We start from the raw sequence: 25,147 nt of genomic DNA on the forward strand, positions 1-25,147 counted from the left end.
CCCCCCCCCCGACCCGTGCATGGACGCGTGCGCCGGTGGTCATCGCCAGGATGACCGCCATTTCGTCGCTGCGCGGCGCATCGGCAATGCCGATCTCGATTGCATCGAAATGGCTGCGCACATAGGAGGCGTTTATGTGCGTGATCGGGATGTCGATGCGCGTTCCGGGGCCGCCGACTTTCTTGGTCGAAGGCACGATCGCTTTGGCATTGCCGAGCAGTTCGCGCATCGCGTAGCCGCCCGGATTGTGCCAGAGCGCGCCATGTTCAAGCTCGCCGGCGGCGCCGACTATGGCACCCTTGCCATAACCTTCGATGGCCTGGCCGCCCTCACCAATGGAGTCGATCAGGCGCCGAGCCATATCGAGACCGAGCGGCTTCAGGTCTTCCATGAAGCCGGTGATCTCTTCGACATAGCGTCCGGCAAAAGGGTTGGCGATGACCGCGACGATCGCGCCTCGCTTGAGCGGGCGTGCCGCGTGCGGTCCGCCCTCATGGAATATCTCTTCGATCTGAACCAGAAATTTCCTGACCACCACAGCCGGCATTGTTCGCTTCCTTCATCCCGTCGTTCATAAAACTCGTTAGAGTATCAACAATTATGCCTATCGACATTTGTCAAGCACAGACGTCGAGCAAGCGGGCGAAGGGCCAAGAAAACTGCATCGGATGACGATTGACAGCCTGTTAAGCCGCTCCTAAACTCATATGACCATCAACGAACTCGCCGTTGTCCCGGCGATGTGTGGGGGATGGTCAAAGCGTGGCTTCAAAAGCTGAAAAAAGCTGAAGGGGAATGACATGAAAAGGGCGCTCAAGAGTTTATTCCTGGCCGGCACGATGCTTGCCATTTCGTTCGGACCGGCCGCCGCACAGGCCAAGGTTTCCGTGGCCGCCATCTCGGGATACTTTGCACAGGGTTTTGGCGTTTCGATCGTCAACGGCCTCAACAAGGCCAAGACCGATTTCGGCATCGATCTCAAGCTGGTCGACACCGGCAATCGCGCGCTCGACTACCAGCAGCAGTTCGAGAATCTTGCCAAGGGCAAACAGTACGACCTGATCTTCGTGATGGGCTGGGAGCTGGTGGACTCGCTGCAAAAGGTCAGCGCCGAATATCCTGACCAACGCTTCGTGTTCATCGATGGCGTCCTCGACAACCCCAAGATGATCTACGCCAATTTCGCCGAGGAGCAGGGATCCTTCGTCGCCGGCGCGCTTGCCGGCATGATCGAAGCCAAGGGCACCGCCTTCGACAAGATCGGCGACGGCAAGGCCATCGGCTTTGTCGGCGGCCGCGATATCCCGGTGATCCGCAACTTCCTGGGCGGCTACGAGCAAGGCGCCAAATATGCAGCGCCCGACGTCAAGGTGAACTCCGTCTTCGCCGGAACCTTCGACGACCCGGCCAAGGGAAGCGAACTTGCCCAGGCGCTTTACGGCCAAGGCTCCGACATTGTCTACAACGTCGCCGGCCCGACGGGTGAAGGCGTGATGCAGGCAAGTGCCGCGGTCGACAAATATTCGATCGGCGTCGACATCGACATGTGCGGCTCGGCCCCCGGAAATGTGCTCGCCAGCATGCTGAAGCGCGGCGACATCGCCGTCTATACGTTGATCAAGGACGAGGTCGAGGGCCGCAAGATCACCGCCGGCACCCGCACTTTCGACCTCGCCTCGGGCGGTGTCGAGGTCAAGGTCTGCGATGACATCGCCGCCAAGATCCCGGCAGAGATGACCGCCAAGCTCGACGAGATCAAAAAGGGCATCGTCGACGGCAAGATCGTGATCGCCAAGGCGAAATAAGCCAACACCAGCGCCTCCCTCCCAAGAAGCGCTAGACTGATCCGCCGCGGCTTGCCGCGGCGGATCAGTGTCCAATCTGCGAGAGCCATGTTGTCGAACACGCCGGGGTCGCCGACCCTCCACAGCAATGCCGCGATGGCCGTCGAGTTGACTGGCATCACCAAGCGTTTTGGCGCATTCGTCGCCAATGACGGCATCGATCTTGCGGTCCGCCGCGGCGAGATCCACGCCATCATCGGCGAGAACGGTGCCGGCAAGACGACGCTGATGAACATCCTGTTCGGCCTCTTGCAGCCGGACGAAGGCTCGATCCGGCTGAACGGTGAAGAGATCGTGATCGCCGACCCGTCCGTGGCGATAAAGGCCGGCCTCGGCATGGTTCACCAGCATTTCAAGCTGGTTCCCTCGCTCTCGGTTGCCGACAACGTCTTTCTCGGCATGGAAATCCGTCGCCATGGACTTATCGACCACGCTGCGCAGGTGGCGCGAACGCGCGACCTGTCGAAGCGCTTCGGCCTGCAGGTCGATCCGACCGAGCGCGTCGGGCTGCTCTCGGTCGGCATAGAGCAACGCATCGAAATCCTGAAGGTCCTGGTGCGCGGCGCGCGCACCATCATCCTCGACGAACCGACCGCGGTGCTGACGCCGCAGGAAAGCCGCGAACTATTCCAGACGCTGCGCAGCTTCGTGGCCGAGGGCATGACGGTGATCTTCATTTCGCATCACCTGGAAGAGGTGATGGAAGTGTCCGACACGGTGACGGTGCTGCGCAACGGCAGGAAGGTGGCGACCCGGCCGACGGCCGAGTTCAGCAAGGACGAGTTGGTGCACATGATGGTCGGCCGCGAGGTCAGCTTCGACCGCCGGCCGCGCGCTTCGCTGCACGGCGACGTAGTGCTCGAAGTGAAGGATCTGTGGGCGCGCGACGATCGCCTGCTGCCGGCCCTTCGCGATGCCAGTTTCACGGTCCGCTCCGGCGAGGTGGTGGGGATCGCGGGTGTGGCCGGCAATGGACAGACGGAGCTGGCGGAAGTGCTTTCGGGCCTGCGGCCGGCAAGCCATGGCGGGGCCTGGCTGAAGGGCCAGAATCTCACCGATCTCTCGCCCGCCGCGATCCGCCAGGCCGGCCTCGCCCATGTTCCAGGCGACCGCATGGTACGCGGGGTCGATCGCAACGCTTCGATAGCGGCCAACACCCTGATGGGCCGCCAGCATCGCGCACCATGGAGTCGTGGCGGCATGCTCAACTGGAATGCCATAAATCAAAACGCCGAAACGCTGATCAAGAGCTTCGATATTCGCGCGCGCGGACCGAGCGATGCGGTCAAGCGGCTTTCGGGCGGAAACATCCAGAAGGTCGTTCTGGCACGCGAATTCACCAATGGCGCCGATTTCCTGCTGATCGACCAGCCGACGCGCGGCGTCGACATCGGCGCCCAGGAGGCCATTCATGACGAGATCATGCGCCAGCGCGCCGCCGGCCGCGCGATCCTGCTGATTTCCGTGCAACTCGACGAACTGGCCGCCCTTGCCGACCGCATCCTGGTGATGTTCAACGGACGGATCATGGGCGAGGTCTCTGGCGATGATGCCGACGAGGAGCGCATCGGCATGATGATGGCAGGCGTGGCCGCGCCGGAATTCGCCGCGGAGACCGCATCATGAGAGACCATTTGCATGCCGTTTCCGGCCAGGTCATCGCCATCGGCGTGGCACTGCTGATGGGCGCGATCATCATCCTCATGGTCGGCGAAAGCCCGGTGCGTGTGTTCATGACACTGTTGCGCGGCGCCTTCGGCGATCAGGAGAAGATTGCCGGGACCTTGCTGCAGACGACGCCGATCCTGATCTGCGGTGTCGCTGCCTGCATCGGCTTGCGCGGCGGCATGTTCAACGTCGGCATCGAGGGCCAGCTGTTCCTCGGCGGCTTCGCCGCCGCCTGGGTCGGCTTTGCCATGCCCCTGCCCGCGGGCATTCACACGCTGGCAGCACTGGCGCTGGCGGTCGTGGCGGGCGCGGCCTGGGTCGCCATCCCCGCCTATTTCCGCGCCCGCTACAACACCAACGAGGTCGTCTCGACGATCCTGTCGAACTACGTGGCGGTGCTGCTCACATCCTATTTCACCATCTTCCTGTTCAAGCGGCCGGGCGGCTGGTCGGAGACGCCGCCGATCCTGGCGACATCCTATCTGCCGGAGATCTTCGCCTTCTCGCGGTTGAACTGGGGCCTGGTCATTGGCCTGGTGCTGGCGGTCGGCGCGGCCCTTGTCTTCCGCTACACCAGATGGGGTTACGGCGTCACGATGGTCGGCTCGGCGCCGAAATTCGCCGAATATGGCGGCGTCAACGTGAAACGGCAGGGCTTCCTGGTCCTGCTGCTTTCGGGGGCCGTCGGCGGGCTGGCCGGCGGTGTCGAGACGCTCGGCGTCCACCACCGCTTCATGGAAGGATTTGCTCCCGGTTTCGGCTTCGACGGGCTGATCGCCGCCCTGCTCGCCAATGGCTCGCCGGTCGCCACCATCTTCACCGCACTGTTCTTCGGCGCCCTGCGCAACGGATCGCTGCTGCTCGAGGTCGACACCAGCGCGTCGCGCGAGATCATCACCGTGATCCAGGCGCTGATCATCCTCAGCGTGTCGGCCCAGGTGCTGGTGAGAAAGCGCGGCGACAGCCAGGCAGGGGAGCGGCGATGGAAATTCTAGACAAGCTCATCAACGTCGCGCTGATCGCTGCGACGCTTCGCACCACCGCGCCCATCCTTCTGGTCGCGCTTGGCGGCTCGTTCACCACCAAGGCCGGCATCTTCAACATCAGCCTCGAGGGGCAGATGCTGGTCGGCGCCTTCTTCGCCGTCCTCGGTTCGATCTGGACCGGTTCCGCACTGGCGGGCGTCGCCTGCGGCGTTGCGGCGGCGCTCGTCTTCGCCCTGGTTTTTGCTGTCCTGGTGGTGAGCTTCAAGGCCAATGAAGTGGTCGTCGGGCTGGCGCTCAACATCCTGGCCGGCGGCATGACGATCTCGCTGATGAAAGCGATCTTCGGCACGCGCGGTTCGATCGTCGGTCACGGCATCGTCGGCCTGCCGAAAGTCCAGTTGCCCGGCGCCCGCGACCTTCTCGGCTCCTGGGCGCCGCTGATCTCCGGTTTCACGCCGCTCGTCTATGCCGCCTTCATCGCCGTGCCGCTGCTGGTCGTCTGCTACAACCGGACGCGGCTCGGCCTCTATATCCGCGTGGTCGGCGAAAAGCCGGAAGCCGCCGAGGCGCTTGGCATCTCGATCACCCGCGTCCGCTACATCGCATCCCTGCTGTGCGGATTGCTGGCGGGCCTCGCCGGCGCGCATCTGTCCCTCGGCTACATCACCATGTTCACCGAAAACATGTCGTCGGGCCGTGGTTTCATGGCGGTGGCGATCCTGATCTTTTCCAACGGCGATCCGCTGAAGGTGCTGGCCGGCTGCCTGCTGTTCGGCTTCGCCGATGCCTTTTCGTTGCGCCTGCAGACGTTTGGCTATCCGTCCTACCTGGTTCTCACCGTCCCCTATGTCGTCGCGCTGATCGCGTTGTTCGCGCTGTCCTACCGGGCGCGCCCGAGGATCATCGCGGAGACGCTGGAATCGATGCGGAAACTGCTGTCGGTAGACAGGAACACCGAACCCGGCGGCAAAAATCCCCAGTGAAGGAAGCCTTTATGGAACGCATAATCCTCGACGTGGATTCGGCCGGCGACGATATTCTCGCCGTGCTGTTTGCAGCGGTCAATCCGAAGCTCCGGCTCGAGGGCGTGACCACCGTGACCGGTGCGGCCGGCCCGATCGAACAGGTCACCAACGTCGTCCTCAACACGCTGACGCTCGCCGGGCGCGACGACATCCCGGTTCACGCCGGTGCGTGGCGGCCGATCGTCGGCAATGCCAAGGCCGACATGGAGGCGCCGGTGCATTTCGAAAAGCGGCTCGTTGCCCGCTTCGGCGATCGCCTGAAGAAGTTCAACCCGCCGGCGCCGACGCCGGTGCGGCAGGCCACGTCGGGACATGCGGTCGATTTCATAATCGAGACGGTCATGGCCAATCCGGGCGAGATCACGCTGGTGACGACCGGCCCGCTGACGAACGCGGCGATGGCGCTGTTGCAGGAGCCGCGATTGACCGGTGCACTCAAGCGGCTGATCGTGCTCGGTGGCAATTTCCAGACGCCGGGCAACATCACACCCCTGTCGGAATACAACATCTGGGCCGATCCGGAGGCGTCGCGCATCGTGCTCAACGCCGATGTCGAGAAGATCCTCGTCCCCCTTGACATCTGCGAGGACAACCGCGTCGCCGACTCGATGCTGACGCGCGACGACATCGCCGACATGCAGGCCGTCGCGAGGAACAATCCCGTCCTGGAGATGATCGCCGACAGCTTCCCGATCTACATCGACATCTGGCGCGAATTCTTCGACCTCGTCGGGTTCCCGATGGATGACGTGATCACCGTGGCGCTGGCTTTCGATCCCGGCCTGGCGACGATGACCGAGCCGCTGTTCGCCGACGTCGTGCTCGACGGCAGGCTGGCGCGCGGCCAGACCGTCGCTTTTCGCGGCCGGCAATTGCTGCCCGGCGGCGGGCCGAAAACCACCCGCATCTGCACCGGCCTGGACGGCCGGCGTTTCCTCGACGGCTTCAAGAAAACCATAGCGCGCTACGAGCGGGCGGCGTGAAAGACGACATGATGACCAAGCCAACTCCTATCCTGTTCGACTGCGACCCCGGCCACGACGACGCCATCGCGCTGGTCATGGCGCATCGCTCGCCGGCCATCGAACTCATCGGCGTCACCACGACCTGCGGCAATGCGGAGGTCGAGAAGACGACCGCCAATGCCTTGCGCATCCTGGAGTATATCGGCGCCGGCGACGTGCCTGTCGCGCAGGGCTGCCACCGTCCGCTGGCGCGCCCGCTGGTGCTCGGCACCGCCGATGGCCCGAGCGGGCTCGAGGGCTCGCCCTACCTGCCGCAGGCGACGATCAAGCCGGTTGACCAGCATGCCGTCGATTTCCTGGCCGACAGGCTGCGCGCCGCGCCCGAACCGATCCTGGTCGTTGCCACCGGCCCGCTCAGCAATATCGGCCTGATGATCCTCAAGCATCGCGACGTGCTGCCCAAGATCAAGGAACTGATCTGGATGGGCGGCGTGTTCTACCGCAAGAGCGAGATCATCACGCCGACCGAATTCAACGCGTTCTGCGATCCCGAAGCGCTGAAGATCGTGCTGGACAGCGGCGTGCCGATCCTGATGGTCGGCCTCGACGTCACCATGCAGGTGCTGATCGAGGCGCCGCAATATGCCGAACTCGCCACCATCGACACGCCGCTCGGCCGGCTCGTCAACGACTGGCTGCTGTTCTACGAGAAGCTGCACCGCAACTCGATGGGCGTCGGCGGCGCCATGCACGATCCGCTGGCGCTGGCGCTGGCCATCGACCCGACATTGGTGCGCACGCGCCCTGCCCATATCGGCGTCGATCTGTCCGGCACCTACGCCTTCGGCGCGACCATCGCCGACTACTGGGGCGAGCGCGGTGAAAAGGACAATGCCCGCATCGCCCATGAGGTCGACGCGGACCGCTTCTTCAAGCTGATGTTCGATCTCCTGCGGGACTGAACATCCAACAGACTGAGGGTTAGCGGAACAGATATTTCGAGACTTCCGGGTTGCCGCGACGCCACATCACATTGTCCAGGAAGTAATGGTGCACGTTGATGAATATCCACGCGATGAAGAGGAAAAGCGACGAGCCGAGCACCTGTTTGTCGTAGGGAACCAGGGCACTCAGCGCCATCGGCACCAGCCAGAAACCGAGAGCACCGAGAATTGTGCCGGCGATGATGAATATCAGCACCCGCAGCCTGTACATCGGCCCAAGAATGGACAGCACCCTGAATTCCGGATCCTTGACGGCATCCGCGCGGTCGCGCTCGACATTGGTCTGGTAACGCCAGACGACTGCCAAATACTGCAACGAATGGAGCGCCGGCACCACGAGCAGCCAAAGCGGATTTAGGGCCACGAACAGAATCCAGGCATAGAGCGACACGACGTAAGCGACGACGCCGTTATACGGCAGCGCGCCGCCATGTTTGCGCCAGCGATTGACGAACATCACGGCGGTGGCCGCCGAGGAGGCAGCGGCGACCGCGAGCGCGATGTTGAGGAGCCAGGGCGGGACAGCGAATGTGTAGTAGTCCAGGCCCCAGTACTGCCTTTCGGTGATCACCACGTTTGTCTGGAGCCAGGCGAACAGCCACACGGCATATCCGTTGAACAGCAGCGCTTTCTTGTCCTGGTCGCTGAAAAATTTGCGCTTCAGCACCGCGTCCACCATCAGCATGCCATAGCCTTGCTTGACGTAGTGCCAGCCGACGAAAAAGCCCATCGCGTTGGTGGCATATCCCAGCAGGCGGGCGTTGCCGGTTACGGAGCCATAGGCGAAGAAAGCGACCATGATCATTGGGACGGCAATGCCCGCGATGATGTAGCGGATCTGGAGACTTCTGTCGTATCCGTCACCGCGCACCTTGCGTGCGAAATTGCGATAGAAAATCTGGTAGGAATGGGCAAAGTGCGGCTGGTTGATGAGATGCGACAGCAAGAACGCCGCCAGCGCCACGACGCCCTCATATTTGAGCGGCACGAAATACAGGACCGGCAGGATCAGGAACGCGCTCCCGCCGAGCATGAAAAAATCGATGAACGGACCAAACAGGTATTTCTGTGGAGGCGCCGCGACCGAGACCGGAGCATCCGCCGAAAGGTGAAGTGCCATGCTGCCTTCTCCCTGTGATTGTTTATCTAGCCATCGACCCGGCTTCTCGACAAGCTCTCCGTGACCGGACCCACGGCTCCGAACTTCGACGAAAGGCCTGGCGGGAGCCAGTTCGGCAGTGTCGTCGTTTTTGTGCAGGGCAGCGCGACAGGAATTTTTTCTTGACTCCCTGCACTCAGCTATGGTACATTTTTGCCCATGGTGCTGATTTGCGCCAGCGACCCGCCGCACAGGCGGGTTTTTCGTTTGTTCCGTCAGCCAACGCGCCGGCGAAGGCTTCGGGGAAGTGTCGATCGCAGCGCGTTCGCCGCGCGAGCTGTCGAGGTCAGTTGAGCTGATTGAGGATCCCAGAACTGCTCGCCAGGATCAAGCTCTTGTAGATCAGGAACGCCAGCGTACAGATCGCGGCCAGCGAGATCGGCACGCCGAACGGCACCATGCCCTTGCGATCCAGATGCTGGACGATGAGCCGAAAAGCACCCGCGGGCAGCAGGAAGGGGTTTTTCACGATCGCCGCAGTGGCCAAGGCGAAAACCAGGAGCAGCGCCGAAAACACCGCGAGACCGCTGCCGCCAACCAGGAAGGGTACGACTGCCATCAGCTTGACATCGCCGGCGCCGATCTTGCGCAGGGCCCAGAAGGGCAAGAACGCGACGAACAACAGAAGCCCTGCACCGGCGCTCAGTCCCATGTCCCACCACGACCCGGACTGGAGCGAGAGCAGCAACAAGCCCCCGGCGCCCAGGCAGAGCAGCAGCAGCACGTCGCGATTGGAAATCTTCTGGGTGGTGAAATCGAGCCAGGCAATCCTTGCCAGCAGAGGGATAGCGAGCGCCTTCAGCAGCAGTGCTTCGACGAGCAGCATGCTAGCGCTCGACGTTCTGCACGCTTGACGACAAAAGCTTCAGATTGTTGGCGACGGTCGGGTCGTTGGGCGCCAGCTCATAAGCCTTGAGGAAATTGGAGCGGGCGTCCTGCAGTTTGCCGCGCAGCAGATAGGAATAGCCGACATTGTTGTAATATTCGGGCGTTGCGCCGACCAACTTGAAAGCCCTGGCATAGGCCTTGTCGGACAGGTCGAAGCGGTGGATCCGGTCGGTGCAGGCGGCCAGCCCCATCCAGGCGTTGCCGTCATTGGGCGCCAGTTGCGTCGCCTTGAAGAACAGCGCGCCGGCATTGCCGTAATTTTCGGCGCGGAACTGGTTCTTGGCCTCCGCGACGGCCTGGTCGGAGGCGTAATACTCGACGTCGCTGACCGTTTTCAGCCCGTCGAAAGCATCGCCAAAAGACGTCACGTCGCCCTTCGACGGCTCGTTCGTGCGCACGACACCGTCGGTTGTGTCCGCCGTCTGGCAACCGGCAAGCACCGCCATGAGCAGACAGGCCGCGGCCGCGATAACCCTCTTCATCAATGTGTCCCCTTGGGGTCCCCGACTCACATTAGGACCAAATCATATACCAAACTAGAAGATAATGCCCCTCATGCGAATGATGACCGGCAACATGATCACCATCATCACGACCGGGAAGATGCAAAGGCCCAGCGGAATCATCATCTTCACCGGCAGAGAGTTGGCGCGTTCCTCTGCACTCAGGATTCGTTGCCCGCGCATCTCCGCGCTATAAACACGCAAGGCGTCGGTGAGACTGGTGCCGAGTTCTTCCGACTGCCGGAACAGGACAGCTAGTGCCCGCGCCTCGTCAAGTCCGATGCGATCGGCGAGTTCACGTAGCGCTTCCCGCAACGGTTTGCCGGCGCGCAACTGCAAGTTCATGATCGACAGCTGTATTCCCAACCATTTGTGGGTAGCGGCCATTTCATGGCTGACGCGTTCGACCGCCCCCTCCAGGCTCATGCCGGCATCGGCGCAGGTGATCATCATGTCCATGAAATCGGGGAAGGCCCGGCGATAGATCTGTTTCTGGCTGTTCTCGAAACGGTCGAGCAGAATGGAAGGAATTACCATGCAGGCGAGACCGAACAGGGCAGAACCGGCAAGGGTGATGAAACCGGGCAGGTGCGGCGGCAGAACCCGCGACAGGAGTGCATACATTGCCAGAAAACCGAGGCAGACCGCGACAAGGCGGGACAGCGTATAAATCAGCGGTGCGGTTGATTGATAAAAGCCGGCGCGAAACAGCTTCGCTTCCAAGGCGTTTGGCTCTTCCCGCTCCTTCTCGATCGACTTGAAGTAGGCATCGACCGGCCGTTGCGCCGCAAGCTTGGCAAGCTGGTCTTGTCCCAGCATCGATCGGCGGTCGGTAATTCCTTCGCCCATCAGGCTCTGCGCGACCAGCTTTCGTGTCTGCAGAGCCGGCAGGAAGACAAGCGCACCGAACAGGAAGAAGGACACCGCCGCCACAAAGACGGCAATGGACACCAAGAAGCCCAGGTCCTGAATGTTCGAAAACAATTTCTTTCGTCGCTCCCAGTCAAAAATCGAAAGTAACCATCCGGTACATGATGAAGTCGCCAAGCAGCGCCCACAACCCGAAAATCAGGAACACCGGGAAGACGAGCGGGTTGCTCCAGACGGCGCCGTAATAGGTTGGCGCAAGGATTTGAAGTGTGAAGAACATCACAATAGGAAACAAGGAGATGATCCACGCAGAGACGCGACCTTCCGCCGAAAGAGCCCTGATCTTCATTCGCAATTTCTGACGTTCACGCATAACAGAGGAAAGATTGGCCAGAATTTCCGTAAGATTGCCGCCAGTCTTGGACTGGATCGACAGCGATACCGACAGCAGCTGAAGGCCCTCGAAGCCGACACGCTGCGAAAGCTTGCGCACGGCCTGCTCGATGCTGAGCCCAAAGGTGATCTCATCGGAGACGATGCCGAACTCGGTGCCGAGTGGATCAGGCATTTCGCGCGCGACCAGACCGATGGCGACCGAAGCCGGATGCCCGGCGCGCAGGGAACGAACGATCATGTCGAGCGCATCCGGCAGCTGTTTGGCAAATTTCCGGATTCGTTTGTTGCGGGCGCGCCGGAGGACGAGAAGCGGCAGAACAAGCCCTACGACCAGAAAGATAATAAGTGACGCCAAAGCCGAAAAATTGAAGAATACCAGCAGCAACGCCATCGCCAGCCCTGCGAGCAGAAATGTTGCGGCGAAGGTCAGGGGATTCCCGGTGATGCCGGACTGGGTATAGAGCCTGTTCAACCAGACCATACCGAAAAGAAAATCGCCGGAGTCCGTGAGGCCACGCTCCCGCAGCAATCCCTGTAACGTCTGTTCGGCCGGGACGTCGCCAGCGAGCCGTTTCAATCGGCGATTGACTGCCATTGACCGGGAGCGGCGGCCGGCAAAGGAAAGATAAAGAGCTTCGCCTGCCAGAATGACCGAAGCTGCCGCCAGCATGTAGATGAAGTAGAGTAGAGCTTGACCCGTCAGCATCAGAGGGCAACCTGCGGGTTGAAGGCGTCCTTGGCGAAATGGTGGCCAAGCGTCGCGGCCTCCGGAGCGAAGCGTGGGCGGACCCCGGTGGCGCGAAAATCTCCGATGACCTTGCCCTCGGCCGTCACCTCACGGCGGACGAAATGATAGATTTCCTGGAGCTGGACGACATTGCCCTCCATGCCAGTCAGTTCCGATATGGAGGTGACGCGCCGGCCGCCGTCCGAAAGACGCTGTGTTTGCACGATAATATCGATGGCGGAGGCAATCTGCGCCCGGATCGAATCATGCGTCATCGGCATACCGGCCATGCCGACCATCTGCTCCAGCCGCGAGATCGCATCGCGCGGCGTGTTGGCATGGATTGTGGTCATCGAGCCTTCATGGCCGGTATTCATCGCCTGCAGCATGTCGAAGGCTTCCTCGCCGCGCACCTCGCCGACGATGATGCGGTCCGGCCGCATGCGTAGCGCGTTCTTCAGCAATTCACGCTGGCGCACCTCGCCCCGACCTTCGACATTGGGCGGGCGCGTCTCAAGCCGGCCGACATGCGGCTGCTGCAATTGCAGTTCGGCCGCATCCTCGATGGTGATCAGCCGCTCTTTCGAGGGAATGTAGCTCGACAGGGCATTGAGCAAGGTGGTCTTGCCACTGCCGGTGCCGCCCGAAACCAGGATCGATTTGCGCGCCTGGACGGCGATCCGCAGCAGCTCGATCATCGGCGGACGGATCGAATTGAATGCCATCAGACGTTCGAGCGAATAGGGATTTTTCGAGAATTTGCGGATCGACACCAGCGGACCGTCGACGGAGATCGGCCGCACCGCGATGTTAACGCGGGAACCGTCCTCCAGCCGCGCGTCAACCATGGGCGACGATTCATCGACACGCCTGCCGATGGCCGAAACGATCTTGTTGATGACGCGCAACAGATGCGCCTCGTCGCGGAAACGGATTGCCGTCTCCTCGATCATGCCACGCCGCTCTATGAAGACGCGCCTGTGGGTGTTGATCATGATGTCGGTAATCGAATCGTCCTTGAGCAGCGGTTCGATCGGCCCGAGACCCAGCATCTCGTCGGCGGTGTCGCTGGTCAGTTGGTCGAGTTCGCGCGCGTTAAGGGGAACGGTGCGACCGCGCACGAACTCCCTCACGATCGGACGGATCTCATTCAGGATCTCGTCCTTGGAAGCGCTTTCGAGAGCGGTCAGGTTGAACCGATCGATCAGATGGCGATGAAGCTCGACCTTGAGCGTCAGAAAATCATTGCCATGCGATTCGACATCAGCGGCTGACGAAAGGGCCGGAGCAACAGGCTGCACCGCCAGCTGCTCGGTCTTTGGCGCTGCCTGCTGTTCGCCTGGCCCCTTAATGAACCGCCCCAGCATAATTGCTTATACTCCCCTCGGACACGCATTAGCGGAAACTAAACGTTAACCAACGAGCGCACAAGCGCCCGGACGCCCGGCGCACAGCCATTACTTTCAGCATAGTTAAGATCAAAGCCTGAAAATCCCTTGTTTATTTGATGCAGAGGGTATGCGGGGTTCTCCAAATTTATCCGGGGATCTCGGACTCATCCGACCGCGCTGCATAAACGAGCAAAACTGCCGCTTAAGTCCTTAGATATAAAGGAATATGCATTACAGCTAATGCTTCCATGGTTTCGCCACATGAGGGGCCAAATTGTGAACGAATGGTTAAGGACGTCCGAAAAATGAAAAGAATCAATCCCTTGATAAGATTTGACTTTGCAATCTTCTTGCCGAATCACGTATATGAAAGTTAAGGAACCCTTAATGTCGTTTGACTCCGCGTTTTCTCGGGACCTAGGATCGAGATGACGGGGGATGCTTGGGTATGGATTTCATCCTTTGCTCTGTCTCGTCGGGTTCCAACCTCCAAAGGGAGAAATTGACATGAACAAGCTCATGACGATGACCCGGCAGTTCCGCGACGATGAAAACGGCGCTGCCATGGTCGAATATTCCATCCTTATCGGCATTATCGCTGTTGCATCGATCATGACTGTCCTCGCCATCGGCGGCTGGGTGAACGGTCGTTTTACGGGGCTCTGCGCCGCGCTCGAAGCAGCGACAGTTGGTACGTGTAACGCCACCACCGGCATCGGCACCTGATGTCACTACATTCAGGCCCGGATCGTTCGAACCGGGCCTGAATCCGATCGCAGCGGGCGAATCCCGCATTGGGGCTTGGGGCTTGGGACATGCGCGCCAATACGCTTATCATGATCGTTCTCGCCGGCGTGTTCGGCGTTCTGGCAGTTGTGCTGGTCAATATCTGGTTGGCCGGCCAACGTAGCGCCATGGCGCAAACGGGAATCGTTCAAGGCAGCACAGTCGTCGTAGCGGCAATACCCCTGAAGTTCGGCGATACGCTAAGCGCGGACAAATTGCGCGAAGTCGCATGGCCGGCGGGTTCCATTCCAACGGGCGCCTTCAAAACAACGAAAGAGGCCTTGGCCGGCGAAGGCACCAGGCAGGCGCTGCAGACCATTAGCGCCAACGAACCAGTCCTCGCCAGCAAGATCACCGGGCCCGGCCAACGCGCCACGCTTTCGGCGGTGCTTGGCGAAGGCATGAAAGCTGTTTCCATCAGGGTGAACGACGTGCTCGGCGTCGCCGGCTTCGTCTTCCCAGGCGACCGGGTCGATGTGCTGCTGACGAGGACGGTGCGCGGCGACGATGGCGCGGACAAGAGTTTCGTCGACGTGCTGCTGCAGAGCATGAAGGTGCTCGCCATCGACCAGGTGGCCGATGTGAGCAAGGACAGCCCGACTGTCGTCAAATCGGTGACACTTGAGGCAAGCACCAAGGACGCGCAGAAGCTGACACTAGCGGCCGGCGCCGGCCAATTGTCGCTGGCGCTGCGCCAGGCCGCAGCCAGCAAAGGCGAGACCACGGAACGGGTGACGCTTTCCGACCTGACCGGCGAAACGCCGGCAGACGTCGCCGCAAGGCAGGCGGAGCTCGACAAGAAGGCAGCAGCGGAGGCGGAGGCTGCCGCCGAGCGCAAGCGCGCCGAGGACAAGATTGCCGGGTTGACCCAGGCCGTGGAAAAAGTGGGAAGCCGTCTCGACGAACTGGGCCGGGCTAAACCGGTTCCTGTCGCGGCACCGGAGACGAAGGAAGTCGTCAAGGAAGTGGTCAGGTACGTGCAGCCGGAACCTCCGGCACGGGCGACAATAGGCGTTTTTCGGGGCGTGAAGCTCGAGACATATGACGTGCCGCGACAACCATGATAAGGTGCGGCTAATAAAACGGTGCTGTCACCGGCAGTAAATTGGGGAGACGGGGATGCGGGGTTCTTGGTTAGGGATAGCGACGACCGCGTTGTCGTGTCTGGCGGCGCTGTTGCTGTCGAGCCTGGCGGTTGATGCGGCCGACCGTTTCATCGACGTCTCGACCCCTGCAGTCCATCGTATTTTCCTGCCCATGTCGCAATCGGTGACGATCCAGGTGAGTGCCAATCTGGGTGACATCGTCGTCGGCGACGAGAAGATCGCCGATGCCCAGCCGATGACCGACCGGACGCTCTATGTCATCGGCAAGGGCGCCGGCACCACCACGGTCAATCTGTTCTCCACCGATAAGCGCTCGCTCGGCGCCCTCCAGATCGAGGTCGGCGTCGATGTCAGCGATATGGCGCAGGCGATCCGCCAGGTGGCGCCGAAGTCGCGCATCGAAGTGGGCTCGGTCAACGGCAGGGTCAGGCTTGGCGGCCATGTCAAAGACGGCGCCACGCTGGCGGCGATCATGGCCGTTGCGCAGCAATATGGACCCGATGCTGTTATCAACTCGGTCATCGTAGACGACAGCCAGCAGGTCAATCTGGAAGTGCGCGTGCTGGAAGCCAAGCGCAACACCGGCCGCGATCTCGGCGTATCGATCAAGAGCAGGAACGGCGATGGCACAACCCGTACCGGTACCGGTGTTGCTGCGGTCGACGAGGACGGCGTCGTGCTCGGACCGGGCGGTCTGCTCAGCGGCCTCCTGTCCAACTCGGCGCCCTTCGGAGCGCTGATCACGCGCGTCATCGACAGCAACATCAAGGTCGACCTGATCATAGAGGCGCTCGAGTCCAAAGGCGCGGTGCGCACGCTCGCGAACCCCAACCTCACCACGCTTTCCGGCGAGCAGGCCAGCTTCAACGCCGGCGGGGAAGTGCCTATCCGCACTCTCGACAAAGATGGCGAGATAAGCATCGTGTACAAGCAATTCGGCGTCAATCTACTGTTCACGCCGGTCGTACTCGACGACGGCAAGATTCATATGAACCTGGCGCCGGAAGTCAGCGACCTGACGGGCTTCACCACCGCCGGCGACCCGATCTTCACCAACCGCAAGCTGGCGACCGTCGTTGAATTGCGCGATGGCCAGAGCTTCGCCGTCGGCGGGCTTCTGTCCAGCAAGACCACCAAGCTCCAGGACCAGGTGCCATGGCTCGGCCAGGTGCCTGTGATCGGGACGCTCTTTCGCAGTTCGAGCAACCAGAAGGAAGAAACCGAGTTGGTCGTCATCGTCACGCCGCATATCGTGCGGCCGGTGAAGCCTGGGGAGCAGTTGGCGACACCGTTCGACAAGACACGGCCCGCCAACGATCCGGAATTCTTCGTGCTCGGCCAGTTGGAAGTGACCAAGGACATGGTCCGCAAATATGAAACCGGCGAAGGCGTCACCGGCCCCTATGGCCACATGCTCGACTTCAAATCGAAGGACAAGATGCTCTATGTCAAGAAATAGCGCCTTGATCCTCATTCTGTGCGCCAGCGCGTTGTCGGGCTGCGCCGCGGACTATCTGAACCACTATGATTCGGTGACCCTGGCCGCCGGCGACACGCAGAAGTTCAATTCGCTGCTGCAGACGGTCGATCCGCTCAATCCGGCGTCCCGAAACACACATATCGAAGGCGACGGCGCACGCGCCGCAGCCGTTGCCCAAGGGTACAAATATCCACCGCCACCGCCGCCGCCGCCGGCGATCACGGTCAATGTCGGTGGGTCGGGTGTGACGCCGTGAACTGAACGGAAGGATGCGCAGGGCGCCGGGCATGCGAGGGGCTCTGGCGCAAGAAAGCAGAGAGTAAGGTCATGTTGGGGACCATTCGTGCCTTCTGGAACGATCAACGCGGCGTAGCGATGATCCTCGTGGCTATCATGCTGCCGGTGCTTATCGGCTTCGCCTTGCTGGCAATCGACATGAGTCGGGCCAACGGACTTCACAACGATCTGCAGAAAGGTGTCGATGCGCTTGCGCTTGCGACGGCTGCGGAACTTGATGGCAGATCGGATTCGATCACCCGAGCCGAACTGGCAAAGACGACACTTCTCACCAACAAAACAAAGTTTTCAACATCTGGCAATCATACGCTCGCTTTGGCTGATGTGACCATTAAATATTTAACCGGGATACCTGCCGACGACAGCATCGGGTTGAATGCCGCTGGTGTCGACGCTAATGGCCATGACTGGTCAAGCACCGATCCCAAAGCCGTGTCGTTTTCCTTGGTGACCGTGAATCCGTCCGTCGCAGCGGCAGATGGTGCCGGGGCCTTTGAGGCGATCTTTCCAGCAAGCTTTCTTGGCGGCAATAACACCTTCGACATCAGACCGCAGGCTGTGGCCGGATTTGTCCAGTCGATCTGCGAAACGGTGCCAATCTTCATGTGCAATCCGTTCGAGACGACCGACCCGCTGACCAGCAAGACCATCCAGCAGGCATTCGCCGCCGGACTCACCTATAGCCGCGAATACCGCATCCTCAAGGTTGACTCGAACCCCGGCCCAGGCAATTTCGGATTGATCGACAACAATCTCGCGTCACTGCGCGACGCCCTCGCTATCGGAACGGCTGGCACCTGCTATCAACGCGATAAGCTCACCACCAAGACCGGCGTCACCTTGGGCCAGGTCAATGCCGGTCTCAATGTACGCTTCGACATCTACAGCACTTCGCTGAAGAGCCATGACTCCGATTGGCAGTATCGGCCGGCGAGCAATGTGCGCAAGGGCGTCGATAAGACCGCGAACTGCAATAAATACACACCCAATACTGATGGCACGGCCATAGCGCTACCGCCTGGTGATAGCTTCGATTCCGCCACCGGCATGACGAATTCGACGTGGGATCGCAGCAATTATTGGCTGATCAACCATGGTGCCGCATATCCCTCCATCCCGAGCACCACCAATCCGACCGGCGCCACTGTGCCGGCTTCCAGATATGACGTCTACAAATATGAGATTGCGAACGGGCTCGTCGGGGACAAGTCCAAAGCGCCGACAAAGGAAACCGGCGTTCCAGCCTGTTTCAAAGGCACAACGCCAACCTCGGATCCCGATCGCCGTCTGCTCAACATGGCGATCGTCGACTGCATCGCCAACCAGGCAAAGCTCAATGGCCATATCCAGCTCAAACCCGATGGCTATGCGAGCGTCTTCATAAACAGCCCCATCCAGAAGCAGGACAATAGCAAGAACGACGAAGATTCCACGGCCGGGGAGAAGCCTATCAGCCTGGAGATCGTCGATGTCGATGGAGGGTTTGCCAACAACACCCTTCTAGACAAAGCATTCCGCAACGAAGCCCAGTTGTATCGGTAGAGTCGACATGACCAGGTTCGGCAAAAGCATCCGGCGGTTCCAAGGCGACGAAAATGGCGCCGCTTTGGTGGAAGCCGCGATCACCATACCGCTCGTGTTGCTGTTATCGGCTGGTGTGTTCGAGTTCTCCAACATCCTGAACACGCGCCTGCTTCTCGAAGCCGGCGTTGAGGATGCGGGTCGCTACATGGCACGATGCAGTAGCGATTGGGCGACTTGCAAGGGCCGGGCTCAAAACCTTGCTGCCAATGGGGTGGTCGCCAACGGCAGCGCCAGGGTGACCGGATGGCTGCCGGCGGCAGTTGCGATCACCACGGCGGTCTCCCTGCAAGCGGTTGACGTGGCCACGGGCACGCAGCTTTATCTTAGCAGCAAGAGCACTGTCGATGTCGTGGACGTCACTACCACCTATTCTTATTCAGGCTCCGGATTCCTGTCATATCTTGGCTTTAGTCCACTGACCCTCACGGTGTCCCATCAGGAGCGAGTCATTGGATGGTGACGGAGCGCACCAAGTTTTGGGCTAGCCAGTCCGGAACGGCCATGGTCGAAATGGCCATAGTGATCTCGCTGCTATTGACGCTTCTGCTTGGCTTCGTCGATTTCGGCTACGCCTTTTATCAATGGAATGCAGGGAATAAGGCAGTGCAAGCCGGCGCAAGGCTGGCGCAGATTTCTACACCTGTCGCCAGCGGGCTCTTGGTGGAGACGATAACGCAGAGCGATGTAACCAAAGTCGGCACTGCGGTACCCGCAAACACTTACAACTATATCTGCACCGCCAACACCGCTGGAAGTGTCTCTTGCGTTTGCGGCACAGGCGCTACATGCCAGAACCTCAATGTAAGCCAAGATGCCTTTAATTTCATTTTCAGCGGCAACAGCAGCCGGGCCGGAATGCAGACATTCCTGCCGATGCTGGCCAAGTCCGAAGTCAGGATTCAATACCAGGCGTCCGGCCTCGGCTACTGGACGCGACCCAGCGGGGCGGTGCCTACCATCACCGTCAGCATCACCAACCATCCCTTCCAATTCTTCTTCCTGGGCGGACTGCTCGGCTTCAACAACATCACCATGCCCTCCATGCTGAGCACGGTTACGGGCGAAGATTTGAAGAGTACCTGGCCATGAATGCCATCAACACCAAGGTTACGCCGACCAAGCGCAAGCAGGTGGCGCTGTTTTCGTCGGATCCGAATTTCAAGCGGGATGTGGCGACGCGGCTCGATGCGCTGGCGATCTATGACATCAGGGTTTCCGAGACGAGCGACTTCCTCAAGGGGCCGCCGGCCGATACGCGCCCGGGCATCGTCATCCTCGATCTCGGCAATGGCGAGCTGCTCGGCAGGCCCGGCATCGTCGAGGCGCGCGCGCTGTGGGCCAGCGTGCCGCTGATCGCGGTTTCCGACGAGCTGAGCTCGGAGCAGACGCGCGTTTTGGTGCGCATGAATGCCTCGGACTGGCTGCACAAGCCGCTCGACGGCAAGGAGCTGCTCAATGCGGTGACCTTCCACGACACCGGCAACCAGGGAACCAAGAGCCGGATCATCACCTTCATCAGCGCCAGCGGCGGCGCCGGCGCCACGACGCTGGCGCTGTCGGCGGCCGAATTCCTGGCGTCGAAATCGGCTGAGCGCGCGGCGTCCACCTGTCTCGTCGACCTGGATTTCCAGAGCGCCAATTGCGGCGCCTATCTCAATCTGTTCAACCAGTTCGACCTTGCCGGCATCATCGGCCAGCCGGAGCGGCTCGATGTCGAGCTGATGGACGTCATCAAGCTGTCGCGCCCGTCCGGCCTCACCCTCTACGCATTCGAGCGGCCGCAACTGCCGTTCGAGCCGCATGGCAGCGATTTCGTCTTCCGGCTGCTCGACCTCGTCGCCTACCGCTTCGACGACATCGTCATCGACCTGCCCAATCTGGAAACGCCCTGGCACAATTCCGTGCTGTCGACGAGCGACGAGATCTTCATCGTGTTCGAACTCAATGTCGCTTCGCTGCGGCAAGGCAAGCGGCTCTACAAGAAGATCCGCGAGCTGCGCGGCAATGCGGTCAGCATCACGCTGGTCGCCAACAAGCACAAGCGCAAATGGTTCGGGAACCATTTTTCGCGCAGCGAGCTCGAAAAGATCTTCAAGGCGCCGCACATCAAGTCGGTCGCGCTGGACAATGCGCTTCTGACCGATGCGCTGAACAGAGCCATCCCGCCTTCCGAAGTGGATGGGCGGGCGCGCTTCAACAAGGATCTGAAGCGGATGTTCAAAGAGCGGCTCGATGACGCTGCCCGATAGATACCGGATCGCCCCAAAGCTCGCCGGCGCCTGCGTGCTCGGCATGGCGCTGGCGCTGTCCGTCCACGGCTTCGCCGAGGCGCGATCAGCACTTTCGGAGCGGCCGCCGCTGCCGGCGATGGGGCCCAGCCTGCGCAAGGCCGTCGCCTTTAGAACGGCCGAGCAGCCGGGAACGATCATCATCCGCAAGGACGAGAAGGCGCTTTACCTGGTGACCCGCCAGGGCCAGGCACTGCGCTACCAGATCAGCGTCGGGCGCGACGGGTTCGGCTGGACCGGCATCGTCAAGGTGGGGGCGAAGACCGAATGGCCGGAGTGGCGCCCGCCGCAGGAAATGCGCGCGCGCCAGCCGGAGCTGCCGAAAATGGTGCCCGCCGGCCCCTACAACCCGCTCGGCGCAAGGGCGCTCTACCTGTCGCGGGACGGGCGCGACACGCTCTACCGCATACACGGCACCAACGACCCGTCGGGTGTCGGCTTCGACGGGACATCGGGCTGTTTTCGCCTCACCAACACGGATGTGATCGATCTTTTCAAACGCGTCGCGGTCGGCGCAAAGGTGGTGGTCCAATGACGATGATCAGCGAACCGGACATGCCGGCGATCGATATCGGAAACCAGGAACAGCGCGAACCGGCTGCCGCCGGGAAACCCAGCAAGGCAAAGACGATCGCCGTCATCGTCGCCGGCGGCGCGCTTCTGATCACCGCAGTCAACATGGCGGCCGCGGTCTATCTCTATCGGGGCATGAGCGACCTGCGTTTCGTCGAGGCGCGGCTGGAGCAACTCGGCGCGTTCGAGCAGCGGATCGCAGCCCGGCTCGACACGGTCAACAACGGTTTTCAGAGCCGGTTCGAGAAACTGGACAGCCAGTTGCAAGGCAGCTTCAACGAGATCGATGCCAGCATTGCCCGGCTTGGGCAGACTATGCCGGTCGCCGGCGGCGAGGCCATGCCGGGTGCGCAAGAACCCTCCGAGATCGCTACCAGCACGCTGGCGCAAGCGCCCGAAGCCCTCGGCGGCGAGAGCGCGAGCGAACCCGGCGTCATCGAAGCGCCCGCACCCAGGAGGAGAATCGCATCGGCGTCGCCCCCTGCTCCCAGCTCCAACTACCAGCGCATCCAGCAGCCCGACGGCAAGGTCTATTACCGCCGGATCAACTAGACCCGGCAGAGCCCGGATCGTGCAAGGTGTAAGTGGCGAATGATCTAGAGATCGCGCTGCAGCGCCAGGATGCGGATGGCCCGGACGGACCGCTCCCGCACCTCGGTGAGGAAGGCGATGTGGCAGTAGGCACAGGCCACGAAGCCCAAAAGCAGCACCAGGCTGTTCTTCAAGGTGAAGTCGACGGCCAGGGAATAGGGAAGACCCTTGGGCGACGTGAATTCGGCAATCGTGCTTGCCGTTTCCGAATGGCTGCCGACCGCGATCATCAGCCCGGCGAAAATCAGGGCGATATGGTTGGCGAGGAACGAGAAAGCCGACCGCTTGGCGTGGCACGCCATCCAGCAGACGATCGATGCGGCGGCAAGGATAGCGGCTTCGAAAGCCATGGAACCGCCCAGCCAGACATCCACCTGCTGCCAAAGCACCGTCGACAGAGGGCGCAGTTCAAGCCATAGCCACCATGCGGTGGGGCTGGCTGGATAGATGCCCAGCAACAAGGTCGCCATGCGCTCCCCTGCCAGGACCGCCAGAATGAGAAACGGAAAGGCGAAAAGCAGAAGCGGCTGGCGTTTCATGTTCCCTCGACAATCTGCAAACCAGGATAGACCGCATAGATTGCTCAAGGCTTAACAGCCCTACTTCCGGCCCTCTCCCGATTGCGAGCGTTCGAGGACGGCGAAGAAGATCACGGTGAGCAGAAGGACGATCAGCAGCAGCACGAACGCGGCTGCCGCGCCTTCGTTGAGCGAAAGGCCGAGAAAGGCACGGCGATAGGCAAAGAAGCTCAGCACTTCGGTCGCGTTGCCTGGCCCGCCCTTGGTCAGGACATAGGGCAGATCGTACGTCCGGAATTCGTTGATCAGCTGGATGATGATGGTGATCGCCGCGACCGGCCGAAGCATCGGCAGCGTGATGTAGAAGAATTGCTGCCAGCCGCGCGCGCCGTCCACTTCAGCAGCCTCATAGGGATCGCGCGGCAAAGCGGCGAGCCCCGCGGCGAGGATCAGCACGACGAAGGACATTTGCTGCCAGATGTCGATCGCCGCCATCGTCCAGAGTGCCATGCCTGGCGTGCCTAGCCAGTCGAGGCGCGGCAGGCCTGATATCTCCATGAGATGATTGGCGATGCCGAGATTGGGCTGGAGCAGCATGCGCCAGATCAGGGCGACGCTGATCGGCGACATCGCCATGGGAATGGTCAGAACCGCGAAATAGACCGGCTTCATCCGGACCGTCCGGTTGAGCATCAGGGCAACGCCGAGCCCGATCACGAATTCGCCGACCACGGTCACCGCCGAATAGCGCACGGTGAGCCAGAGCGCGTTCCAGAACAGCTCATCGCCGATCATCGAAGCGAAATTCTTGAACCCGACAAGCGGCAGGAGCTGCGGCTTGATCAAGGTCATCGAGGAGATCGAGAGGATGCAGGCATAGGCCAGGGGAAAGCCCATCACGATCGCCAGCAGCAGCAGGCCGGGCAAGGCGAAGGCCCAGCCGGTCCGCCACTCGCGGCCACGGGCAGCCCATCCTTTTTTGATCGCATTGTGCATCGTGGCCGAGCCTTGGTCGGGGTGGCGTTGCTGATCTCGTCAAGATCCGGGGTCTGGAAGATCCGGCGCGGCTGACACCGCCGCGCCGGGTCTCCTTGCCGAGCCGGACCGCTATTTGTCGAGGAGCCCCTGCAGGCCGTCGGAAGCTGCCTTCAGCGCCGCGTCCGATGTCGCCTGGCCACCAGCCGCCAGCGAAAGCTGGGTACCGAGCAGATCCTCGTATTGCGCCGAATAGGTGAAGATCGGGAACGACTTGCCGGTCGCCACCACATCCTGGGCGGTCTTGTAGAAGGGATATTTCGCCAGCACCGCCGCATCGGCATAGACATCGCTGCGCACGGGCGCGTGGCCCTCGAGCGCGCGCTTCACCGAAACATCCTTGCTCTGCACCCACTGGATGAAGGTCCAGGCGGCTTCCTGCTCTTCCGGCGACGTGTTCTTGGGAATGCCCCAGCCCCAACCGCCGCTCTCGCCATGGCCGCCCGGCATCACCGACAGGCCGACCTTGCCGGCGACCGTCGGACACTTCACGGCATCGTCCATCTGCGGCAGCATCCACCAATAGGTGACCATGCTGAAGGCGGAACCGCTGCACATCAGGCGCATGGTGTCGTCGAGCGTCGCCGACACGGCACCTTGCTGGGCGCCGTGCTGGATATTGTCGACATAGAGATCGAGCGCCTTCTTGGCCTCTGCCGTGTCGAGGCTCGCCTTGCCGTCGGCATTGAGATAGCTGCCGCCGGCGGAGAACAGGTAGTTGGAGAATTCCATGCTGTTGGGATCGCCGCGCTGGCCCTGCATCGCGGCTCCGGCGACGCCGGCATTGGCCTTCATGAATTTGGAAATCGCCACATAATCTTCGAGCGTCGTCGGCAAAGCGAGCTCCTTGCCGGTTGCCGTCTTGTAGGCGGCCTTGAGCTTCTCATCGCCGATCAGGTCCTTCCGGTAGAGGAGGCCCATCGAGTAGTTGTACATGGGCACCAGGAAAAGCTGGTCCTCGGTTCGGCCGAGCAGATCAAGCGTCGAGGGAATGAAGGGGCTCAGATCGTATTTGGATTTCTCGACGAAGGGTTTCAGGTCGGCCAGCCAGCCGGCCGCCGGAAATTCGCCGGCCCACAGGAAGTCGACCTCGAGCACATTGTAGTAGCTCTGCGGCGCGGTCAACTGCGACACCAGCTTGTCGTGCATGTCAGGATAGCCGATCTTCTCAAACTCGACCTTGATGCCGGTCTGCTTCTCGAATTCGGGCAACAGCGCTTCAATGATCTTGGTTTCCGGCACGTCCTCCATCAAGGCGTGCAAGGTGATGGGCTCAGCCGCCCTGGCCGGAAGCGATGCGCCGACAACAGCTGCCCCGCTCACGGCCGTCATCAGCATTTTGATCAAGATCTGCTTGTTCCAAGTCATAACTCTCTACTCCTCTTTCCCTCTGGACGCGGCGGTGATCCCGCCACGATTTCATAACCGGCTAGCGAGCCATGTCGGCTCTCGGAGCGGCCGGC

Annotated in this window: 26 protein-coding genes; 16 read left to right on the forward strand and 10 right to left on the reverse strand. The window is 61.3% G+C overall.

Annotated elements, in window-relative coordinates; translation table 11 throughout:
* Nucleotides 1–547 (reverse strand): amino acid synthesis family protein (locus LB519_RS24315; protein WP_224621362.1); only part of this gene is annotated, 547 nt, incomplete at its 3' end.
* A gap of 253 nt (nt 548–800) precedes the next feature.
* On the opposite strand from LB519_RS24315, the gene LB519_RS24320 reads away from it, so the two are divergent.
* The 6 genes from LB519_RS24320 (at nt 801) to LB519_RS24345 (ending at nt 7,450) form a co-directional block, all read left to right on the forward strand.
* Nucleotides 801–1,805, forward strand: coding sequence for a BMP family protein (locus LB519_RS24320; protein ID WP_013530296.1), 1,005 nt, complete (start codon nt 801–803; stop codon nt 1,803–1,805).
* Nucleotides 1,806–1,892: 87 nt separating this feature from the next.
* The gene (locus LB519_RS24325) at nt 1,893–3,470 is read left to right on the forward strand and encodes an ABC transporter ATP-binding protein (RefSeq protein ID WP_224621363.1); all 1,578 of its coding nucleotides are present in this window, start codon (nt 1,893–1,895) and stop codon (nt 3,468–3,470) included.
* On the forward strand, nt 3,467–4,507 hold the full coding sequence (locus tag LB519_RS24330) for an ABC transporter permease (RefSeq protein ID WP_224621364.1): 1,041 nt from the start codon (nt 3,467–3,469) through the stop codon (nt 4,505–4,507). The genes LB519_RS24325 and LB519_RS24330 overlap by 4 nt, the downstream gene beginning before the upstream one ends.
* A complete protein-coding gene (locus tag LB519_RS24335) occupies nt 4,495–5,481 on the forward strand; it encodes an ABC transporter permease (RefSeq protein WP_224621365.1) in 987 nt (328 codons plus the stop codon). The genes LB519_RS24330 and LB519_RS24335 overlap by 13 nt, the downstream gene beginning before the upstream one ends.
* Nucleotides 5,482–5,492: 11 nt before the next feature.
* The gene (locus tag LB519_RS24340) at nt 5,493–6,506 is read left to right on the forward strand and encodes a nucleoside hydrolase (protein WP_224621366.1); all 1,014 of its coding nucleotides are present in this window, start codon (nt 5,493–5,495) and stop codon (nt 6,504–6,506) included.
* Between the two features lie 8 nt (nt 6,507–6,514).
* Nucleotides 6,515–7,450, forward strand: a complete 936-nt coding sequence (locus LB519_RS24345; protein ID WP_013530291.1) for a nucleoside hydrolase — start codon at nt 6,515–6,517, stop codon at nt 7,448–7,450.
* A 19-nt stretch (nt 7,451–7,469) separates the two neighbouring features.
* Here LB519_RS24345 and LB519_RS24350 read toward each other — a convergent pair whose 3' ends face one another.
* The 6 genes from LB519_RS24350 to LB519_RS24375 all read right to left on the reverse strand — a co-directional run bounded on the left by LB519_RS24350 (nt 7,470) and on the right by LB519_RS24375 (nt 13,402).
* The gene (locus LB519_RS24350) at nt 7,470–8,612 is read right to left on the reverse strand and encodes a hypothetical protein (RefSeq protein ID WP_064994627.1); all 1,143 of its coding nucleotides are present in this window, start codon (nt 8,610–8,612) and stop codon (nt 7,470–7,472) included.
* Nucleotides 8,613–8,937: 325 nt separating this feature from the next.
* Nucleotides 8,938–9,477 carry a prepilin peptidase gene (locus LB519_RS24355; protein WP_064994626.1) on the reverse strand — a complete coding sequence of 180 codons (540 nt, stop codon included), beginning with the start codon at nt 9,475–9,477 and terminating at the stop codon, nt 8,938–8,940.
* Nucleotide 9,478: 1 nt separating this feature from the next.
* Nucleotides 9,479–10,021 (reverse strand): tetratricopeptide repeat protein, encoded by a 543-nt coding sequence (locus tag LB519_RS24360; RefSeq protein WP_064994625.1) that lies wholly within the window; start codon nt 10,019–10,021, stop codon nt 9,479–9,481.
* Between the two features lie 54 nt (nt 10,022–10,075).
* A complete protein-coding gene (locus LB519_RS24365; protein ID WP_013530287.1) occupies nt 10,076–11,026 on the reverse strand; it encodes a type II secretion system F family protein in 951 nt (316 codons plus the stop codon).
* A 19-nt stretch (nt 11,027–11,045) separates the two neighbouring features.
* Nucleotides 11,046–12,014, reverse strand: a complete 969-nt coding sequence (locus LB519_RS24370) for a type II secretion system F family protein (RefSeq protein WP_064994624.1) — start codon at nt 12,012–12,014, stop codon at nt 11,046–11,048.
* Nucleotides 12,014–13,402 (reverse strand): CpaF family protein, encoded by a 1,389-nt coding sequence (locus LB519_RS24375; RefSeq protein WP_064994623.1) that lies wholly within the window; start codon nt 13,400–13,402, stop codon nt 12,014–12,016. Before LB519_RS24375 ends, LB519_RS24370 begins: the two co-directional genes overlap by 1 nt.
* A gap of 531 nt (nt 13,403–13,933) precedes the next feature.
* On the opposite strand from LB519_RS24375, the gene LB519_RS24380 reads away from it, so the two are divergent.
* From LB519_RS24380 to LB519_RS24425, 10 genes are all read left to right on the forward strand, one after another.
* Entirely contained in the window at nt 13,934–14,152 is a 219-nt protein-coding gene (locus LB519_RS24380) for a Flp family type IVb pilin (RefSeq protein WP_064994622.1), read from the forward strand.
* Nucleotides 14,153–14,241: 89 nt separating this feature from the next.
* Entirely contained in the window at nt 14,242–15,276 is a 1,035-nt protein-coding gene (cpaB, locus tag LB519_RS24385; protein WP_224621368.1) for a Flp pilus assembly protein CpaB, read from the forward strand.
* Nucleotides 15,277–15,331: 55 nt separating this feature from the next.
* Nucleotides 15,332–16,777 carry a type II and III secretion system protein family protein gene (locus tag LB519_RS24390; protein ID WP_064994620.1) on the forward strand — a complete coding sequence of 482 codons (1,446 nt, stop codon included), beginning with the start codon at nt 15,332–15,334 and terminating at the stop codon, nt 16,775–16,777.
* Complete coding sequence (locus tag LB519_RS24395) at nt 16,764–17,054, forward strand: hypothetical protein (RefSeq protein WP_064994619.1); 291 nt, start codon at nt 16,764–16,766, stop codon at nt 17,052–17,054. The genes LB519_RS24390 and LB519_RS24395 overlap by 14 nt, the downstream gene beginning before the upstream one ends.
* A gap of 71 nt (nt 17,055–17,125) precedes the next feature.
* On the forward strand, nt 17,126–18,637 hold the full coding sequence (locus tag LB519_RS24400) for a TadE/TadG family type IV pilus assembly protein (RefSeq protein WP_084016015.1): 1,512 nt from the start codon (nt 17,126–17,128) through the stop codon (nt 18,635–18,637).
* A gap of 7 nt (nt 18,638–18,644) precedes the next feature.
* Nucleotides 18,645–19,139, forward strand: coding sequence for a TadE/TadG family type IV pilus assembly protein (locus LB519_RS24405; protein WP_064994617.1), 495 nt, complete (start codon nt 18,645–18,647; stop codon nt 19,137–19,139).
* On the forward strand, nt 19,133–19,768 hold the full coding sequence (locus tag LB519_RS24410; protein WP_224621369.1) for a TadE/TadG family type IV pilus assembly protein: 636 nt from the start codon (nt 19,133–19,135) through the stop codon (nt 19,766–19,768). The genes LB519_RS24405 and LB519_RS24410 overlap by 7 nt, the downstream gene beginning before the upstream one ends.
* Entirely contained in the window at nt 19,765–20,928 is a 1,164-nt protein-coding gene (locus LB519_RS24415) for a CpaE family protein (protein ID WP_224621370.1), read from the forward strand. Before LB519_RS24410 ends, LB519_RS24415 begins: the two co-directional genes overlap by 4 nt.
* Nucleotides 20,912–21,502, forward strand: a complete 591-nt coding sequence (locus LB519_RS24420) for a L,D-transpeptidase (RefSeq protein WP_024502269.1) — start codon at nt 20,912–20,914, stop codon at nt 21,500–21,502. The genes LB519_RS24415 and LB519_RS24420 overlap by 17 nt, the downstream gene beginning before the upstream one ends.
* The gene (locus tag LB519_RS24425) at nt 21,499–22,092 is read left to right on the forward strand and encodes a hypothetical protein (protein WP_064994614.1); all 594 of its coding nucleotides are present in this window, start codon (nt 21,499–21,501) and stop codon (nt 22,090–22,092) included. Before LB519_RS24420 ends, LB519_RS24425 begins: the two co-directional genes overlap by 4 nt.
* Nucleotides 22,093–22,136: 44 nt before the next feature.
* On the opposite strand, the gene LB519_RS24430 is transcribed toward LB519_RS24425, so the two are convergent.
* From LB519_RS24430 to LB519_RS24440, 3 genes are all read right to left on the reverse strand, one after another.
* Nucleotides 22,137–22,670 carry a hypothetical protein gene (locus LB519_RS24430; protein WP_064994613.1) on the reverse strand — a complete coding sequence of 178 codons (534 nt, stop codon included), beginning with the start codon at nt 22,668–22,670 and terminating at the stop codon, nt 22,137–22,139.
* Between the two features lie 60 nt (nt 22,671–22,730).
* Nucleotides 22,731–23,645: a carbohydrate ABC transporter permease gene (locus tag LB519_RS24435; protein WP_224621371.1), complete on the reverse strand. Its 915-nt coding sequence runs from the start codon at nt 23,643–23,645 to the stop codon at nt 22,731–22,733.
* A gap of 111 nt (nt 23,646–23,756) precedes the next feature.
* Nucleotides 23,757–25,052, reverse strand: coding sequence for an ABC transporter substrate-binding protein (locus LB519_RS24440; RefSeq protein ID WP_224621372.1), 1,296 nt, complete (start codon nt 25,050–25,052; stop codon nt 23,757–23,759).
* Nucleotides 25,053–25,147 lie beyond the last annotated feature (95 nt).

The sequence above is a fragment of the Mesorhizobium sp. AD1-1 genome (assembly GCF_020164655.1).
Lineage (GTDB): Bacteria > Pseudomonadota > Alphaproteobacteria > Rhizobiales > Rhizobiaceae > Mesorhizobium > Mesorhizobium ciceri.

Excerpts from the sequence above, each read along its gene's own strand:
- LB519_RS24320 (WP_013530296.1), top strand. The coding sequence starts at position 801 with ATGAAAAGGGCGCTCAAGAGTTTATTCCTGGCCGGCACGATGCTTGCC.
- LB519_RS24325 (WP_224621363.1), top strand. The coding sequence starts at position 1,893 with ATGTTGTCGAACACGCCGGGGTCGCCGACCCTCCACAGCAATGCCGCG.
- LB519_RS24330 (WP_224621364.1), top strand. The coding sequence starts at position 3,467 with ATGAGAGACCATTTGCATGCCGTTTCCGGCCAGGTCATCGCCATCGGC.
- LB519_RS24335 (WP_224621365.1), top strand. The coding sequence starts at position 4,495 with ATGGAAATTCTAGACAAGCTCATCAACGTCGCGCTGATCGCTGCGACG.
- LB519_RS24340 (WP_224621366.1), top strand. The coding sequence starts at position 5,493 with ATGGAACGCATAATCCTCGACGTGGATTCGGCCGGCGACGATATTCTC.
- LB519_RS24345 (WP_013530291.1), top strand. The coding sequence starts at position 6,515 with ATGATGACCAAGCCAACTCCTATCCTGTTCGACTGCGACCCCGGCCAC.
- LB519_RS24350 (WP_064994627.1), bottom strand. The coding sequence starts at position 8,612 with ATGGCACTTCACCTTTCGGCGGATGCTCCGGTCTCGGTCGCGGCGCCT.
- LB519_RS24355 (WP_064994626.1), bottom strand. The coding sequence starts at position 9,477 with ATGCTGCTCGTCGAAGCACTGCTGCTGAAGGCGCTCGCTATCCCTCTG.
- LB519_RS24360 (WP_064994625.1), bottom strand. The coding sequence starts at position 10,021 with ATGAAGAGGGTTATCGCGGCCGCGGCCTGTCTGCTCATGGCGGTGCTT.
- LB519_RS24370 (WP_064994624.1), bottom strand. The coding sequence starts at position 12,014 with ATGCTGACGGGTCAAGCTCTACTCTACTTCATCTACATGCTGGCGGCA.
- LB519_RS24375 (WP_064994623.1), bottom strand. The coding sequence starts at position 13,402 with ATGCTGGGGCGGTTCATTAAGGGGCCAGGCGAACAGCAGGCAGCGCCA.
- LB519_RS24380 (WP_064994622.1), top strand. The coding sequence starts at position 13,934 with ATGAACAAGCTCATGACGATGACCCGGCAGTTCCGCGACGATGAAAAC.
- cpaB (WP_224621368.1), top strand. The coding sequence starts at position 14,242 with ATGCGCGCCAATACGCTTATCATGATCGTTCTCGCCGGCGTGTTCGGC.
- LB519_RS24390 (WP_064994620.1), top strand. The coding sequence starts at position 15,332 with ATGCGGGGTTCTTGGTTAGGGATAGCGACGACCGCGTTGTCGTGTCTG.
- LB519_RS24395 (WP_064994619.1), top strand. The coding sequence starts at position 16,764 with ATGTCAAGAAATAGCGCCTTGATCCTCATTCTGTGCGCCAGCGCGTTG.
- LB519_RS24400 (WP_084016015.1), top strand. The coding sequence starts at position 17,126 with ATGTTGGGGACCATTCGTGCCTTCTGGAACGATCAACGCGGCGTAGCG.
- LB519_RS24405 (WP_064994617.1), top strand. The coding sequence starts at position 18,645 with ATGACCAGGTTCGGCAAAAGCATCCGGCGGTTCCAAGGCGACGAAAAT.
- LB519_RS24410 (WP_224621369.1), top strand. The coding sequence starts at position 19,133 with ATGGTGACGGAGCGCACCAAGTTTTGGGCTAGCCAGTCCGGAACGGCC.
- LB519_RS24415 (WP_224621370.1), top strand. The coding sequence starts at position 19,765 with ATGAATGCCATCAACACCAAGGTTACGCCGACCAAGCGCAAGCAGGTG.
- LB519_RS24420 (WP_024502269.1), top strand. The coding sequence starts at position 20,912 with ATGACGCTGCCCGATAGATACCGGATCGCCCCAAAGCTCGCCGGCGCC.
- LB519_RS24425 (WP_064994614.1), top strand. The coding sequence starts at position 21,499 with ATGACGATGATCAGCGAACCGGACATGCCGGCGATCGATATCGGAAAC.
- LB519_RS24430 (WP_064994613.1), bottom strand. The coding sequence starts at position 22,670 with ATGAAACGCCAGCCGCTTCTGCTTTTCGCCTTTCCGTTTCTCATTCTG.
- LB519_RS24435 (WP_224621371.1), bottom strand. The coding sequence starts at position 23,645 with ATGCACAATGCGATCAAAAAAGGATGGGCTGCCCGTGGCCGCGAGTGG.
- LB519_RS24440 (WP_224621372.1), bottom strand. The coding sequence starts at position 25,052 with ATGACTTGGAACAAGCAGATCTTGATCAAAATGCTGATGACGGCCGTG.